This window comes from Actinomadura rayongensis, assembly GCF_009831215.1.
GTDB lineage: Bacteria > Actinomycetota > Actinomycetes > Streptosporangiales > Streptosporangiaceae > Spirillospora > Spirillospora rayongensis.
The window spans coordinates 775,033-788,852 of sequence record NZ_WUTW01000002.1 but is presented as its reverse complement, the minus strand read 5'-3'; the positions used below and the strand labels follow the sequence as shown (position 1 = coordinate 788,852).

The following is a 13,820-nucleotide window of genomic DNA, read 5'->3' as shown; positions in this document are numbered from 1 at the left end:
TGGAGCCCACGTGACCGAAACCGAACCGCTGGCGCCCGCGCGGGGCTGGCGTGAGCCGTTCGCCGGACGAACGTCCAACGTCCTGGCCGCGGCGGAATTCCAGGCGACGACCATGCAGGTCTGCGGCCTCTATCCCTTCACCGCCGGGTCGGGGACGCCCACCGCCGGAACGCCGATCGGGCGTCACCAGCTCTGGGGCGAGGTCGTCTGCCTGGACCCGCTCGCCTGGCTGCGCGCCGGACTCGTCACCAACCCCGGGATGTTCGTCCTCGGCCAGCCGGGCACGGGGAAGTCCACGCTGGTGAAGCGGCTCGTGACCGGCGCGGTCGCGACCGGGACGACACCGATCATCCTCGGCGACACCAAACCCGACTACACCCGGCTCATCGAGTACCTCGGCGGGCAGGTCGTGCGCGTCGGCCGGGGCTGCGACCGCATCAACCCGCTCGACGCCGGACCGCTCGGCACGGTGCTGCGCACGCTCACCGGCGCCCGCGCCGAAGCGCTGCGCTGGGAGGTGCGCGGACGGCGGCTGTCCCTGCTGATGGCGCTCTGCACGTTGGTCCGCGAGGAGAAGCTGTCCAATGCGGAGGAGGTCGTCCTCGGGCGCGCCGTCGATCTCCTGGACGACCGGCTCGACCACGAACCCACCGTCCCCGACGTCCTCCGCCTTCTGGAGGAAGGGCCGTCCGAACTGCGCGCGGCGGCCCGCACGGACTCCGTCGACACCTACCGCAGACGCTGCGACGAGCTCGTCTTCACCCTCGACCTGCTCTGCCACGGCTCCCTCGCCGGAGTGTTCGACGCCCCGACGTCCCGGCCGCTGGACATGGACGCGCCCGCCATCAGCGTCGACATCTCCCGCGTCCGCGCGGCGGGCGACAAGCTCCTCACCGCGGCGATGCTGTGCACTTGGGCTTACGCCTTCGGCATGGTCGACGCTGCAGCCGCCCTCGGTCCCGGCCGCTCCTACCTCGGCGTGATGGACGAACTCTGGCGGGCGCTGCGCGGCGCGCCCGGCCTGGTCGAGCACGCCGACGCCCTCACCCGCCTCAACCGCGCCAAGGGCATGGCCTCGATCATGATCACGCACTCGCTGGCCGACCTGGACGCCCTGGCCACCGAGGAGGACCGCGCCAAGGCCAAGGGCTTCGCCGACCGGTCCGCCATCACCGTTCTCGCCGGGCTTCCGCCGCGCGAACTGAGCCGCGTCCACCAGATCGCGCCGCTCACTGGACCCGAGCAGCAACTGGTCACCTCCTGGTCCGCGCCCGACTCCTGGCAGCCCGGCGCGCGCCATCCCGGACGCGGCAAGTACCTGATCAAGACAGGTGAGCGGCTCGGGATTCCCGTCGAGTTGTCGCTGGTCGGCGCGGAAGTCGACCTGTACGACACCGACCAGGCCGTCCGGGGGGTCGCATGAGCCGAGCGCTCGGACCTCGTCCGTCGGTCTGGCATTCCAGTGCGGCGGCCGGGTGGATGGTCCTGGCCGCGTGCTGGCTGCCGGTCGTCGTTCTGTGGGTGGTGTGGAGCTGCGCCCGGGTCGCCGCCGCGCTGAGCGGCGGGACGGTGATGCCGTTCGGCGTCCGGTTCGCGGTGGCGCTCGCGCGCTGGGACACCGCCGTGCTGTGGCCGCGCACCTCGACCGCGTTGGTCGTCCTCCTGGTGGTGGTCGTGGTCGTCGGAACCGCCGGCGTGGCCTCGGGGATCTGGCAGCGGGTCGCCGCCCGCCTGCCCGATCCCACCGACCCCGTCGCCGCGCTCACCGACAACCCCGGTCTGGACGCTCTGGCCGCCGGTCCGTCCGCGCGCAAGGCCGTCGCGTTGCGGCGCTCCCTCACCGGCACCGCGCCCGAGCCCGACGACATCGGCCTGGTGCTCGGGGACGTCCTGCGACCCGGCGGACGCCCTGGCGAAACCCTCTACACCTCGTGGGAGGACACCGTCGTCGCGTTCATGGCGCCGCGCTCGGGGAAGACGACCACGCAGAGCATCCCGCACGTCCTGTCCGCGCCCGGCCCGGTTATCGCGACCAGCAACAAGGCCGACTTGTGGGCGGCGATCTCGGCCGTCCGCGCCGAACGGACGGGCGGGCGGATCTGGCTGTTCGACCCCCAGCGCATCACCTACCAACCCCAGGCGTGGTGGTGGAATCCGCTCGCCGGGCTGAGGACCGTCGAGGACGCCCACCGCCTCGCCGGGCACTTCGTCCTGACGGTCGACGACGGTCAGAAGAAAGACCTGTGGGGACCTGCGGCCCAGGATCTTCTCTGCGCCCTGTGCCTCGCTGCCGCCGGCTCGGGCCGATCGCTGCACCACGTCGCCGCGTGGCTGGACGAACCGGCCGTCCCCACCCCCGTCGAACTGCTCATGGATGCGGGCTTCGCTCTCATGGCGTCGTCGCTGAAAGGGACGCAGAACGGCGCGGTCGAGACCCGTGACGGGATCTACCAGACGGCCCGCACGGCGGCGAAATGCCTGCGCGACGACGAGATCCTCGCCTGGGTGACGCCCTGCGACCTGCCCGTCTTCGACCCCGACGCGTTCGCCGCGACCCGCGACACTCTGTACCTGTTGTCGAAGTCGCTGTCGGCCGCCGCACCGCTGATCGCGGCGCTCACCGACACCGCCATGCGCGCCGCCGAACGCCGCGCCGAGCGGTCCGGCGGACGTCTCGATCCGCCGTTGGTCGTCGCGCTGGACGAGGCCGCCAACATCTGCCGCATCGCCGACCTGCCCCAGCTGTACTCGCATCTGGGCTCGCGCGGCATCGTCCCGGTCACGATCCTGCAGTCGTACGAGCAGGGCGTGACCGTGTGGGGCGAACCCGGGATGGCCGCGCTCTGGGGTGCCGCGACGCGCAAGCTCATCGGGGCGGGCATCGACTCGCCACGGTTGGTGCGCGACCTGGCCACGCTCGTCGGACAGCACGATGTGCCCGTCCGCTCGGTCACCTACGGCGGGGACGGACGAGCCAGCGAGCAGATCTCCCTGCGTCGCCAGGAGATCCTCGAAGCCTCCGACATCCGGGCTCTGCCCGCCGGGACGGCGCTCCTGCTGGCGACGGGGACGAGACCCGCGCTCGTCCGGCTCCGGCCCTGGTACGCCGGCCCGTCCGCCGACCGCATCAACGCCGCCATCCGCGACGCCGATGTCGCCATCGCTGACGGAGCAATGCGTCACAACAGATCCACTGACGAATAACTGCAGCTTCTTGGAGATCACATGTCCACGCTCGACGCCGTGCAGCCCGTCACGGACCAGCCCCAGCCGCTCTTCGCCACCGTCGAAGACTGGGTGACGCAGCACTTCGTCCCGATGTACCGGCGGACGCTCGGCGGCGAGTTCCGCTGGTGCGCCCGGTGGTGGAGGCACGCGGAAGCCATTTCCCGACTCACCGCGCTCTGGTACTCGTGGGAATGCATGCGCTTGCAAGGCGCCACCGGCATCGCCCTGTGGTACCGGGACTACCTGGACCACCAGCTCCCGATCCTGCTCGGCGCGCGCGGCCCCTTCTACCAGTGCACCGAGCACGAGCACCTGGAGCCGCACCAGGCCCGTCTCGAAGTTCCTCCGCCGGGCTACTGGGAGGACTGAGGTGGCCAACTCGGTCCGCGGAGCCGTCCTCGTCGGGACTTACGCGCGGCTCCGCATGAGCGAGAAGCTTCCGCTCGACGATCTGATGGCCGATCTGCTGAGCGATCTGCGCCGCTACGCCGACAGCCGGGGCGTGGACTTCGACCGTGCCCTGCGCGGACGGACCGAACCTCGTCCACAGGCTGTGGAAGGTCGCGCGTTCGCGGTCGGCGACGAGGTCGAGCGTTCGGCGGACGGGAGCAAGATCCGCCGCGGCTATGTCACCGCCGTGGACGACCCTTCCTTCTACCTCGTGCGGTTTCCGGGCGTCACTCGCGGCGTGCTGCGCGTCCCGGCCGACAGGATCCGCGGAGCTCCGCCGTTCCCGCCGATCGAAACGCGCACCGGCGTTCTCAAGTCCGCAGCCGCCGCTGAGGACGCCCTGGTCGAGGTGTCGACTCGTGTGCGGCGGCACACCAAGGCCGGCACCTCGCCGCCGCGCGCGGATGTGGACGAACGCGCCCGGCTCGCCCGGACGTTGGCGGACTGGGCGGGCACCACTGCCTCCAATGTCCTGTTCAGCCTCAACCCGCACATCACCAGGGCGCTCGGCGGCGCCGGTAAGCCGCCCGCCCGAGTCCGTGAGTTTCCGGGCAGACCGACCGAGCCCGCGCCGGGCAGATCGTCCCCACCTCCGGCCCGTCGGCCGAACCGGCCCGGTCGACCGCAACGCCCCTGACTGTTTGTCCTCTCGCCATCCGCACGTCTCAGCAAGCAAGGGAAGTCGTCAGCCGCCCGGCCCGTTCTCGGAGGTCGCTTCCCGTGTCCTTGTCGCTCATCCGTACCGTCCGTACCGCTCTCGCCGATCCGCACACGATCCCTGGGCGGCTCGCCGCCGCGCACCGCGCCCTCGAAGTTCTCGAAACCGCCGTCCACGACCTCGCGTTCCTCGACCCGGATCCGCCGCTCCTGTTCTGGACGACCGTCCACAGTGACGCCGTCCGTGCCCGAGCGGCACTCGCCGGGGCGCGCTCGCTGCCCTCACCCGCGGGACGCCCACCCGCGACCGTGGCGCTCGGCGCCGAGGAGCCGGCCACGGTGATCGCCGCGCTCCTCGAACTCGCCGAGGCGCTCGTCCTGCACCTCGTCGAGGCCGCGAACGCGACCCGCCATGACGGCGACAAGGCGTGCTGCCTGCACGCCGCCCTGATCACCCACGAACTCACCACGTCGCTTCGCAACGCGAGCCACGAACACCGCTGACATCTCGTTCTCGGCCACAGGAGGCCCTTCCTTGGATCACTATGTCCGCTACTTTTCCCGCCACACCGGTACCGAAATTCCCGACGCGTTGGTCACCGCGCATCTCGGCCTAAATGCCACCGAACGCGCTGTCGCAGCGCTCGGCCTGACCGACGACGGGGCGCTCGACGAGGCCATCAACGCCGGTGTCGCTCTCGCCAAAGCGCGGACGGTGGCCTGGCCACCCGGCGGCGACGTCGAGTCCGCTGGGGAACGCCGCGACAAAGCCGCCTCGATCGCGGATCTGGTTATGGTGGTGAGCAGAACGCTGCTCACCACCGCGAACAAGGTCACCGACCCCGCCGATCGCATCGCCTGCTTCCAGTCCGTTCAGCACGCCGGGCGCCTCCAGACGATCTTGCGGAGACGACAGTGAACGAGCGCTCCGCGTTTCGAACTGATCGCCCGATGCGCGAAACCTATTTGAAGTCGGTCTCGAATCCCGGCGACTTGGGAATCGATATTCAGGGAGTGGAAATGTCGCATTCCGACCTCTCGGTCGTCTACATGGATCTCGCGCGGCTTGAGAAGCTTCTACGCGAACTCGCAGATCAGGAACCTGATGGGTTCATCAAATGGGGAATCGCCGAAGGTGAAGCCTCACATGCTCGCCACGCGCTGGAGACCGCGGCCTCGCGTCCGGAACTTTTGCCCGACAGCGTCACGGCGCTCGCTGAGGACGAGATCGCACCCGCAGCGGACCAGATCGCACAGAAGCTGATCGACGCCGCCGACCTTGCCGCCGACCCTGCCGACAAGTTCGCCTGCCTCCAAGCGGCTCTCCACGTTGGCCGACTCCGCGACGCACTCGGGTAGCCGTGGTCACGTTCGGAGACATGCTCGGCCTCGCCGACGACCATATGGACCAAGCCCGAAGCTTCGCGGAGGCGGCATCCCAGGTTCAGCACCCCGCCACCGTCACCGAATTGGCACGACTCACCAGAACTCTTACTCGGTACGCCGACCGCATCGCCGAAGGGTTCGGCACACCGGACGACCCAGAACGCACAAGCGCCAGGGCCACAGCCCGGCACGCTGCCGACCTTCTCCGCCGGGCTCAAGCAACTCCGGTTCAGCCTGAACCAACGCACGCGCACGTTTCCGCCCTGGCTCAAAGCCTGCGCGCCGCAGCGGTCGCGCTCGGCTGCGGCCTGGATCTCCTCGAAGCCCACTTCCGCCGAGCCGACGGTTCCGCGACCACCACTGCGCCGGTCATCGTCGCTCCCGATACCACCCGTTCACTGCTGCACCTGCTCAGCCACCACACCGAGACCGCAGGACGGATCGCGCTGCACAACGAGGTTCTCGCCGACAAGACGGGCCGCCACCTGGTCGACGCCGCGGCCATCATGCGCGAGAGAGGCCGCGCCCGAGAGAACGGCCTTCTCGTGATCCAGATGCCCGCACTCCGCCCGCCCGAGCGGGCCAGGCCGGCGGATGGTGAGAGCTTCACGAGCAAGCTCGACGGCGTCAACACCAGCATCCAGCGGCTGAACGCTCTGGACCCGACGGCTCCCATGACATCCTGGGCCTACATCGCCCGCGCCACGGCGATCACCTGCCAGATCAACGGCCTGCTCGTACGAACGTTGGCGTGGAGGGCACGTGAACTCGGTAACGAGCCAGCCTGCCAGGGTCTCGTCCGCACGAGCAGATCGATGAAGTCATTGACCTCCTGGTGGAAGCATGTCTCCCGCACCTGGAGCCAAAAAGCGGCCGGCTACCGCTTCTCCCACGAAGGACCGGTGACGGACGCCAGCGACCTGCTGCTTCGCGTCGGCCGCCTCACTTTCGACGACCCGGCGTGGACCCCGGGCCCGAAGTCGACGCTCCATCGAGTGCTCCCCGCCGACCTGGCGCCCGGACCGGCCGAGTTCGAGCACGTCGCCCTCACAGCCATGCGCGTCATCGAGAGCTCGGGCAGCCTAGCGCAAGCCCACCAGGTCGCCATCAACAACATCAGGCCGATCCAAGCTTTCGATACTCACGACGATCGAAGGTTCCGTGCCCGCTGGGTTGCTCAGCTGGCGAACCGCTCCGAGCTGGTCACCCACAAAGGGGCTACGCTCATCGAGCGGTTCAACCGGGCATTGAAAGAGATGCGATTCGGCGAGACGTCCGCAACCCGGGAGATCGACCTCATCGTCCAACGCTCCCGTTCTGCATCGCGAAACATGACGACTGAGGACTTTCCCTCGTCCATAGCCGGAGTTATCGGTATGCCTCCGCTCAACGGACCGATCGCATCGAGTCGACCGCAATCTCTGCAGGAGCCGCAGACTTCAGCCAAGACGAGGGCGTGGTAGCCGGGGCGGGGCTCTCGCGACCCCGGACGATCGCCCATGACGATCGGCGAGGGTTTTCCGCACATGCCTTCGGCCGCTCCGGCGCCGCTCCTGCACTCTTCGGTACTCGAACGCGTCAGTGCCCGAGTCATCCAGGTGAGTCGGACGGCTCGGGCACTGGCGGGTTCCGCGGGTGTGGTCAGTTGAGGTCGGTGCGGAGCGTCTTGATGGCCGCGGCGGCGTCGCCGCCGAAGTAGGTGCGGATGACGCTGTGCAGGACGGCGCGGGCGCGCGGCGTCGGCTCGGGCTCGGCGTGGGTGTCGTCGTCGGCGGCGTCGCCGGTCTGGAGGAGCTTGTGGATCTCGTCGGCGTGGTAGCGGCGGTGGCCGGACGGCAGGGTGATCGGGTGCAGCGTTCCGGTCCTGGCCCAGCGGGTGACGGTCTTGGGGTCGACGCGGAAGAAGTTCGCCACCTCCGCCGGGGTGTAGAGGGTCGGCTGCTGGGGCTCTTCGGCCTTCTTGGTCATCGTCGTAGAGTTCCGGTTCTCAAGTTGGGTCTTGCTTCGGACGTGTTGGTGCTCGTGCGGGCCTGTGGGCCGTGGCAGGGCCGGTCACCGGTAGGGCCTGGCGGACCGCCCTCCCCGAACGGTCCGCCCTCCGCCCCATTGCTGACCGTCGGCTCTGGGACCTGTGGGGCGTGCTCACCGTCACCCGGACAATCGTCCGGGTGATTGCTCCTGCCACGGGTTGTACTGCCCGTACGGCCCGCGCGGCGGTTGCCCGTGCGGCGGCGCCGGGGGCCGGGCTGGAAGTGGTGCGGAGAGCGGCGGTGCTGCCGGGGGCTGCGGGCGGGCGGTTCGCTGCTCGGACTCGTCGCGTTCCTGTTCGGGCTGCCGCAGTCCTGCGGCCGAGTGCCTGCCCGGACGTCGGCGGCGTCGACGCGGCCACACCGCCGATCACATCCGGACCCGCTCGGCGGCCTGTCCGCCGGCCTGCTCGGCGGCCTTGTCCTTCAGCCACGCGAGCGCGGCGGTGACGCCCGCACCGCCCGACGCCTCGGCGATCCACGCGCCGCCGTCGCCGTAGAACCAGAGACGGCCCGCCTCCTCGGCCCGGGGTGCGCAGAACACCCGCGCGGGCGCGCGGCCGGGGCGGTCCAGCCGCACGTAGTAGTTCTGGCCGCCGTCCACCGACGTCACCTCCGTCCTCATGCGGTGCCCGTCGCGCGCTGCCTGGTCCAGCACCCCCAGACGCGCCATCGCCGTGTCGGTCGTCAACCGCCGTCCACCCTCGTCGCCGTCACGCGGCTTGTCGAAGCTCATCGGGCATCCTTCCTTTCTTCGGTGAAGTGCCCTTTGAGTCTGTGACCCACGGCATAGAATCCGCTACAAAGCGATGCCAGCCCTCGGCAAGAGATAGCCGCTCGCCTCTCAAGCAGCCTCCTCCTTGAGAAAGGGTCCCCCGATGGCGCGACGTGGACGCCCGCTCTATCCCTTCAACCTCCGCACGTACTACGGAGCCCAGCTGCGCAAGCGCCGCGAAGCAGCGGGCTTCACCATGGAGGAATTGGGCGACAAAATGGGATATACCGGCTCATGGATCGGCGCCGTCGAACTGGGAGATGAGAAGCCGTCCGCCAAGTTCGCCGAGGACTGCGACACCTACTGGAATACCGGTACCTTCTTCCACGATCTCCAGGAAGCCATAGAACGGCCGAATCCGGGCCGCACGACGATCCCGTCCGTTCCCGGATTCAGCAAGTACCTCCAGCACGAGGCCGAAGCCGCGTTCGTCCGGAAGTACGAAGCCCTGCTGGTCGCCGGTCTGCTCCAGACCGAGGACTACATCCGTGCCGTGTGCACATCGGACCAGCGCACGCCGAGGGAGACCGAAGCGATGGTGCGGAGTCGCCTCGAACGTCAGGGTCAGGTGCTGGGCAGGGACAACCCGCCCCGCGTCTTCATCATCCAGAGCGAACACTCCCTGCGTGCCCGCGTCGCGCCACCTGACGTTATGAAAGCCCAATATGCGCACCTGCTGGACTTGTGCACGCGTCCCCGGATCCACCTCCAGGTCGTGCCGGAGGATCTGGGATACCACGACGGTCGCACGGGATCGTTCACCGTGCTCAGCTTCGATCGGGGCGCTCACGATCTCGCCTACATCGAGGCAGGAGTTCACGGGAGCGTCGTAGAAGATCCCCAGGCGGTAGCCTCGTTCTCGGAACTTTACGAGCTGATCAGGAATGTCGCGATGAGCACGGGCGACACCCTCAACCTGATCACAGCACTGATGGAGAGCACCCCATGAAGACCGACCCGAAGCGCGCCGCCTGGCGCAAGTCCTCCCACAGCGGGGGGAACGGCGGGGACTGCGTGGAGGTCGCCAACCTCACGCCGGTGGTCGGTGTCCGCGACTCCAAGGACCCCGACGCCGGGCACCTGTCCCTCGCCCGCGACCAGTTCGCCGCGCTGATCCACACCCTCCGCAACGACACCGTCTAGCCCCACGGACGCCAAGCGAAACGGAGCGCGGGGTATCCGCGTCCCGCCCAAGATCAAGGCCGCGCCGGGCTCCCACCTCCGTGGGCGTCCGGCACGGCTTCCGCCGTGCGGCCGGCTTCGACTGGCGTCAGCGGCGATCCGCATCTCAAAATGCCGACCACTGGCGACCGGCCCGTTCCGGCGTCTTCGACCAGCACCGGCACGAGGAAGGTTCACAGCCTTACGACCCGCCAACGGTGACCGGCACGTTCGGCCGGTGCGACGCGGCGGTACCGGCTACCGGGCGGCCCGCCTGCTGGTCCTCCAACGGTGAGCGGCCCGTTTCGGCTGGTGCGACATGCGCTCGCAGCTCCCGCCCCCTAGGGCGCGGGCGCCCTCCAACGGCGACCGGCACCTCCTGGCCGGTGCGACCCGACGCGATCACCGGGTTCGCGTCCTGAGCCTCATCCCTCCAACGGTGACCGGCCCGTTCGGCCGGTGCGACTTGTGCTTGACGGTCCCACGCTCCTCCATGGCGGAGTACCTCCAACGGTGACCGGCCCGTTCAGGCCGATGCGACGAATTTCCCGGACCCGTTCACCATCCAGTTTGAGGCCGTCCAACGGTGACCGGCACCTTCTGGCCGGTGCGACTCGGATATCGCGGAAGCGCCTCGGCGCAGGGCGGCCTCCAACGGTGACCGGTGCCTTCTGGCCGGTGCGACCCCTGGGGGCGGGGAAGACTCGTGCCGAGGTCGAGCCTCCAACGGTGACTGGCACCTTCTCGCCGGTGCGACTCGCGACGCAGCCAGTGCCCGGGGACGTCGGGATTGGTGGTGGTCCTCCAATCCGGCCGGTGGACCCTGGCATGTGTCAGACCCCGTCCGCGCCCTGGACTTTCCAACGGTGACCGGCACCTTCTTGGCCGGTGCGGCCAGGACGCGCCGCCGCCGCCGAACGTGCTGGCGCGGGAAGACCTCCAACGGTCGCCGGCACGTTCCGCCTGTACGACCCTTCGGGAGGACCGTGCCCGCCTGCTTGAAGAACCTTCAACGGACCGGCCGTTCCGGCCGGTGCGGCTCCAACGTGCGGAACGTCGTCCAGATCCACCATGACCTCCAACGGCGACTGGCACGTTCTTGCCGGTGCGACATACGGATCGGGGCGCTGGTGCAGCCCCACCCGTTGCTCCAACGGTGACCGCACCTTCTGGCCGGTGCGACCCGAGGTCGTTGAGATCCTGGTCGAGATCGGCGCGGTCGACCTCCAACGGTGACCGGCACCTTCTGGCCGGTGCGACGCATCACGCGAAGTCCTCTCCGATGTTCCAGAAGTACCTCCAACGGTGACCGGCACCTTCTGGCCGGTGCGACCGCCGACCTGGCCGCACGGTGCGGCATCCGGCTGGTCCTCCAACGGTGACCGGCACCTTCTGGCCGGTGCGACTCGCCTCCAGGGCTTCGACCTCGGCCGGCCGCACCGGCCTCCAACGGTGACCGGCACCTTCTGGCCGGTGCGACGCGATCGCGGAGGCGTTCGGTGAGGCGCTGGAGTGCCTCCAACGGTGACCGGCACCTTCTGGCCGGTGCGACCTGCTGATCTTCCTGCTGTGGCGGGCGATCGAGAACCTCCAACAGTGACCGGCACCTTCTGGCCGGTGCGACTGGCGCCCTTGAACACGTCGTACAACTCGGCCTTGGCCCTCCAACGGTGACCGGCACCTTCTGGCCGGTGCGACGTCCCGCAGGACGGCCCCGATGTTGAGCTGGAACCTCCAACGGTGACCGGCACCTTCTGGCCGGTGCGACTGACCGGTGGCGCCTGGACTGGTCAGCGGTGTAGCTCCTCCAACGGTGACCGGCACCTTCTGGCCGGTGCGACCCAACCATCTCGCTGCGGGGCAACACGCTCGTGGACCTCCAACGGTGACCGGCACCTTCTGGCCGGTGCGACGCCATGATCCACATCAGCATTCCTCGTTATGGATCTACCTCCAACGGTGACCGGCACCTTCTGGCCGGTGCGACGAATGAGCTGGCGGCCGCCGTCCGGGTCGATCAAGCGCCTCCAACGGTGACCGGCACCTTCGGGCCGGTGCGACCCGGGGAGTAGTCGCCCGACTGGTTGTTCAGGGACCTCCAACGGTGACCGGCACCTTCGGGCCGGTGCGACCCGAGGATCTGGCGCGTCCGCCTGCATCCGCTCGGCCTGCCTCCAACGGTGACCGGCACCTTCGGGCCGGTGCGACCCTCGGCGGGGTCGTGGGATCGCGCGGGGAGAGAGACGCCTCCAACGGTGACCGGCACCTTCGGGCCGGTGCGACCCATCGCGCGGGCGATCTCGTGGGGTTCGAGCATGCGCCTCCAACGGTGACCGGCACCTTCGGGCCGGTGCGACTCGACTGCTCCGGTCTCACCGAGTACGCGTGGTGCCTCCAACGGTGACCGGCACCTTCGGGCCGGTGCGACGACGAGGGGCCGCCGCCCCGACCGCACGGGAGGTCCTCCAACGGTGACCGGCACCTTCGGGCCGGTGCGACGCCGCGTGAAATGCGGTTACTACTGAAAGTGTCGGCGATGACACACGGCCGGTGTCTGATTTGTTCAGTCGAGTGCCGCAATGTACTTCGGAACCTCCCGGTGATTCTGCGGGTGCTTGAGGTTCCGAGGCTGGTGGGTGGTTGGGTCATGGCGGGGCGGGTTGAAAGAGGCCGAGACCGAAGTGGGTGTTGGCGCCGAGGCGAAGGGGGCCCGTAACGGGAGCTGTGAAGTCGAGGCGCAGGCCGTAGAGCGGACGGTGGTTGCGTGGCTGTTGGCGGGTGGGGCGGTGACGGCGGTAGCGGATCCAGTCGTGTGCAGGCAGGACGGTGATGGTGACCGGTGTGGTGATGTCGCGATGGGCGAGTTCGCGGTGGATCTCGTTGACGAGATGGGTGTCGGCTGGGGTGCGGGCTGGCGCCCAGCGCTGGAGTAGGACGGGGGTGCGGGTGGTCCAGCTGGTCGAGCTGGCGGCTAGGTCATCGGGGAGGGTGCTGTCGTTGCCGTAGGCGGTGATGCGGACGTGTAGGTCGCGTGGCCCGTTGACCTTCGGGCTGACCCCCAGGGTGGTGTTGGCGAGCTGGTTGAGGGCGGCGAGTTCTTGGTCGGTGAGGCCACCGGGCGCCCAGATGAGAAGTTCGTCGATCGTGTCCCGGTGGTTGAGGGCGAGGTAGTGGGCGTGCTGGTGGCCGGTGAGAGGTTGGTCGTTTTCATCGCGTCCGACGAGGTTGCTGGGGCGGGTTCGGGGGCCGGCGACTTGGTCGAGGGCCTTGAGGCTTGCGGCGCGCAGGAGGTCGGTGACGATGACGGTGTCGGCGACGCGGGGGAGGGGTTTTCCGTGCAGCGCGAATCGGACGGTGGTGACGTTCGCGTTCCTGTCGCCGCGAGCGAGGGTGAGTGCGGTTCGGGTGGTGACCGTCGACGCCCTGTCGCGCATGGGGGTCGTTGCGGCGGGGCGCCGGGGGCGCGATGCGGCGGGTGGCGGGACGGCGTACTCGACGAGCTCGCTGCCCGGCGGGTAGACGAGTCGGGATTTGCGGACGCTGGTGGTGTCGGTGATGAGCGCGTCCACGTCGAGCGGGAGCCGCGGGGCCAGAAGGGGAACCCGTTCCATCTCCGGCGCGAGTTCGTCGCTGATGAGAGGTGTTGCGGGGGCGAGGTCGGGCGTGGGAGCCCAGCCGGACGGCGCAAGGCTGGCTGCGCAAATGCTGTCGGCGCGGCCGAGATAGGGCAGCGAGGCCGCGAGTTTGGCGAGCACCTCGGTCTGCTCCGCGTTGAGGTCGCCGGGCCACTGGACATGGATGGTGGCGTCGCCGCCGAGAGAGGCGAACGTGTCGAGTCCAAGGTTGGTGTCGGCGGCGCCGGTGCGGTGCTTGGTGCTGGGCAGGTAGTGGCGACTGTGGGCTACCTGGTACGGCGGGAGGAAGTAGTCGGGCGGGACGGCGAGCTGGGTGAGAAGGCCGTGGACGACGTCGGCGTCCAGGTCGGGGGCGCGGAGTTTCCACACCGAGTACAGCGCGCGCAGGATCCGCCAGGGCGAAGGTGGAAGTTCGACGAGGCCTTCGTTGACGTAGTGGCCCCAAGGAGTGGCGTGGTAGCGCTTCCAGGGGAAGTGGACGGCGAGGGTGACGGGCATGAC

12 protein-coding genes, 1 pseudogene and 1 CRISPR repeat array are annotated in these 13,820 nt (G+C 69.2%); of the genes and pseudogenes, 10 read left to right on the top strand and 3 right to left on the bottom strand.

Annotation, left to right across the window (positions count from 1 at the left end; genetic code table 11):
- Positions 1-10 precede the first annotated feature (10 nt).
- The 8 genes from GQ466_RS12915 (at position 11) to GQ466_RS12880 (ending at position 7,184) form a co-directional block, all read left to right on the top strand.
- Positions 11-1,423 carry a hypothetical protein gene (locus GQ466_RS12915; RefSeq protein WP_161103098.1) on the top strand — a complete coding sequence of 471 codons (1,413 nt, stop codon included), beginning with the start codon at positions 11-13 and terminating at the stop codon, positions 1,421-1,423.
- Positions 1,420-3,204: a type IV secretory system conjugative DNA transfer family protein gene (locus tag GQ466_RS12910; RefSeq protein WP_161103097.1), complete on the top strand. Its 1,785-nt coding sequence runs from the start codon at positions 1,420-1,422 to the stop codon at positions 3,202-3,204. The genes GQ466_RS12915 and GQ466_RS12910 overlap by 4 nt, the downstream gene beginning before the upstream one ends.
- Positions 3,205-3,225: 21 nt before the next feature.
- The gene (locus GQ466_RS12905; RefSeq protein ID WP_161103096.1) at positions 3,226-3,597 is read left to right on the top strand and encodes a DUF4913 domain-containing protein; all 372 of its coding nucleotides are present in this window, start codon (positions 3,226-3,228) and stop codon (positions 3,595-3,597) included.
- 85 nt (positions 3,598-3,682) lie between these two features.
- Positions 3,683-4,315, top strand: a complete 633-nt coding sequence (locus tag GQ466_RS12900; RefSeq protein WP_161103095.1) for a hypothetical protein — start codon at positions 3,683-3,685, stop codon at positions 4,313-4,315.
- A gap of 83 nt (positions 4,316-4,398) precedes the next feature.
- Positions 4,399-4,839 (top strand): hypothetical protein, encoded by a 441-nt coding sequence (locus GQ466_RS12895; protein WP_161103094.1) that lies wholly within the window; start codon positions 4,399-4,401, stop codon positions 4,837-4,839.
- 31 nt (positions 4,840-4,870) lie between these two features.
- Positions 4,871-5,254: a hypothetical protein gene (locus tag GQ466_RS12890; protein WP_161103093.1), complete on the top strand. Its 384-nt coding sequence runs from the start codon at positions 4,871-4,873 to the stop codon at positions 5,252-5,254.
- Positions 5,251-5,694, top strand: coding sequence for a hypothetical protein (locus GQ466_RS12885; protein WP_161103092.1), 444 nt, complete (start codon positions 5,251-5,253; stop codon positions 5,692-5,694). The genes GQ466_RS12890 and GQ466_RS12885 overlap by 4 nt, the downstream gene beginning before the upstream one ends.
- A 20-nt stretch (positions 5,695-5,714) precedes the next feature.
- Positions 5,715-7,184: a hypothetical protein gene (locus GQ466_RS12880; RefSeq protein ID WP_161103091.1), complete on the top strand. Its 1,470-nt coding sequence runs from the start codon at positions 5,715-5,717 to the stop codon at positions 7,182-7,184.
- Positions 7,185-7,509: 325 nt separating this feature from the next.
- Here GQ466_RS12880 and GQ466_RS31510 read toward each other — a convergent pair.
- Together GQ466_RS31510 and GQ466_RS12870 are read right to left on the bottom strand one after the other, a co-directional pair.
- Positions 7,510-7,689, bottom strand: a pseudogene (locus tag GQ466_RS31510) (helix-turn-helix domain-containing protein); the annotation flags it as partial.
- Positions 7,690-8,118: 429 nt separating this feature from the next.
- A complete protein-coding gene (locus GQ466_RS12870; RefSeq protein WP_161103089.1) occupies positions 8,119-8,484 on the bottom strand; it encodes a hypothetical protein in 366 nt (121 codons plus the stop codon).
- A gap of 142 nt (positions 8,485-8,626) precedes the next feature.
- On the opposite strand from GQ466_RS12870, the gene GQ466_RS12865 reads away from it, so the two are divergent.
- A complete protein-coding gene (locus tag GQ466_RS12865) occupies positions 8,627-9,472 on the top strand; it encodes a helix-turn-helix domain-containing protein (protein WP_161103088.1) in 846 nt (281 codons plus the stop codon).
- Positions 9,469-9,666 (top strand): DUF397 domain-containing protein, encoded by a 198-nt coding sequence (locus GQ466_RS12860; RefSeq protein WP_161103087.1) that lies wholly within the window; start codon positions 9,469-9,471, stop codon positions 9,664-9,666. Before GQ466_RS12865 ends, GQ466_RS12860 begins: the two co-directional genes overlap by 4 nt.
- Positions 9,667-10,906: 1,240 nt before the next feature.
- A CRISPR array of direct repeats spans positions 10,907-12,183; the repeat unit is 37 nt; unit sequence CCTCCAACGGTGACCGGCACCTTCTGGCCGGTGCGAC.
- A 146-nt stretch (positions 12,184-12,329) separates the two neighbouring features.
- Here the strand turns inward: GQ466_RS12860 and csb2 are convergent.
- Positions 12,330-13,817 carry a type I-G CRISPR-associated protein Csb2 gene (gene csb2 / locus GQ466_RS12855; RefSeq protein ID WP_161103086.1) on the bottom strand — a complete coding sequence of 496 codons (1,488 nt, stop codon included), beginning with the start codon at positions 13,815-13,817 and terminating at the stop codon, positions 12,330-12,332.
- Positions 13,818-13,820: the final 3 nt, after the last annotated feature.

What these genes read in the sequence shown, in the direction of transcription:
- GQ466_RS12910 (WP_161103097.1), top strand. Translation starts at nt 1,420, where the DNA reads ATGAGCCGAGCGCTCGGACCTCGTCCGTCGGTCTGGCATTCCAGTGCG.
- GQ466_RS12905 (WP_161103096.1), top strand. Translation starts at nt 3,226, where the DNA reads ATGTCCACGCTCGACGCCGTGCAGCCCGTCACGGACCAGCCCCAGCCG.
- GQ466_RS12900 (WP_161103095.1), top strand. Translation starts at nt 3,683, where the DNA reads ATGGCCGATCTGCTGAGCGATCTGCGCCGCTACGCCGACAGCCGGGGC.
- GQ466_RS12880 (WP_161103091.1), top strand. Translation starts at nt 5,715, where the DNA reads ATGCTCGGCCTCGCCGACGACCATATGGACCAAGCCCGAAGCTTCGCG.
- GQ466_RS12870 (WP_161103089.1), bottom strand. Translation starts at nt 8,484, where the DNA reads ATGAGCTTCGACAAGCCGCGTGACGGCGACGAGGGTGGACGGCGGTTG.
- GQ466_RS12865 (WP_161103088.1), top strand. Translation starts at nt 8,627, where the DNA reads ATGGCGCGACGTGGACGCCCGCTCTATCCCTTCAACCTCCGCACGTAC.
- GQ466_RS12860 (WP_161103087.1), top strand. Translation starts at nt 9,469, where the DNA reads ATGAAGACCGACCCGAAGCGCGCCGCCTGGCGCAAGTCCTCCCACAGC.
- csb2 (WP_161103086.1), bottom strand. Translation starts at nt 13,817, where the DNA reads ATGCCCGTCACCCTCGCCGTCCACTTCCCCTGGAAGCGCTACCACGCC.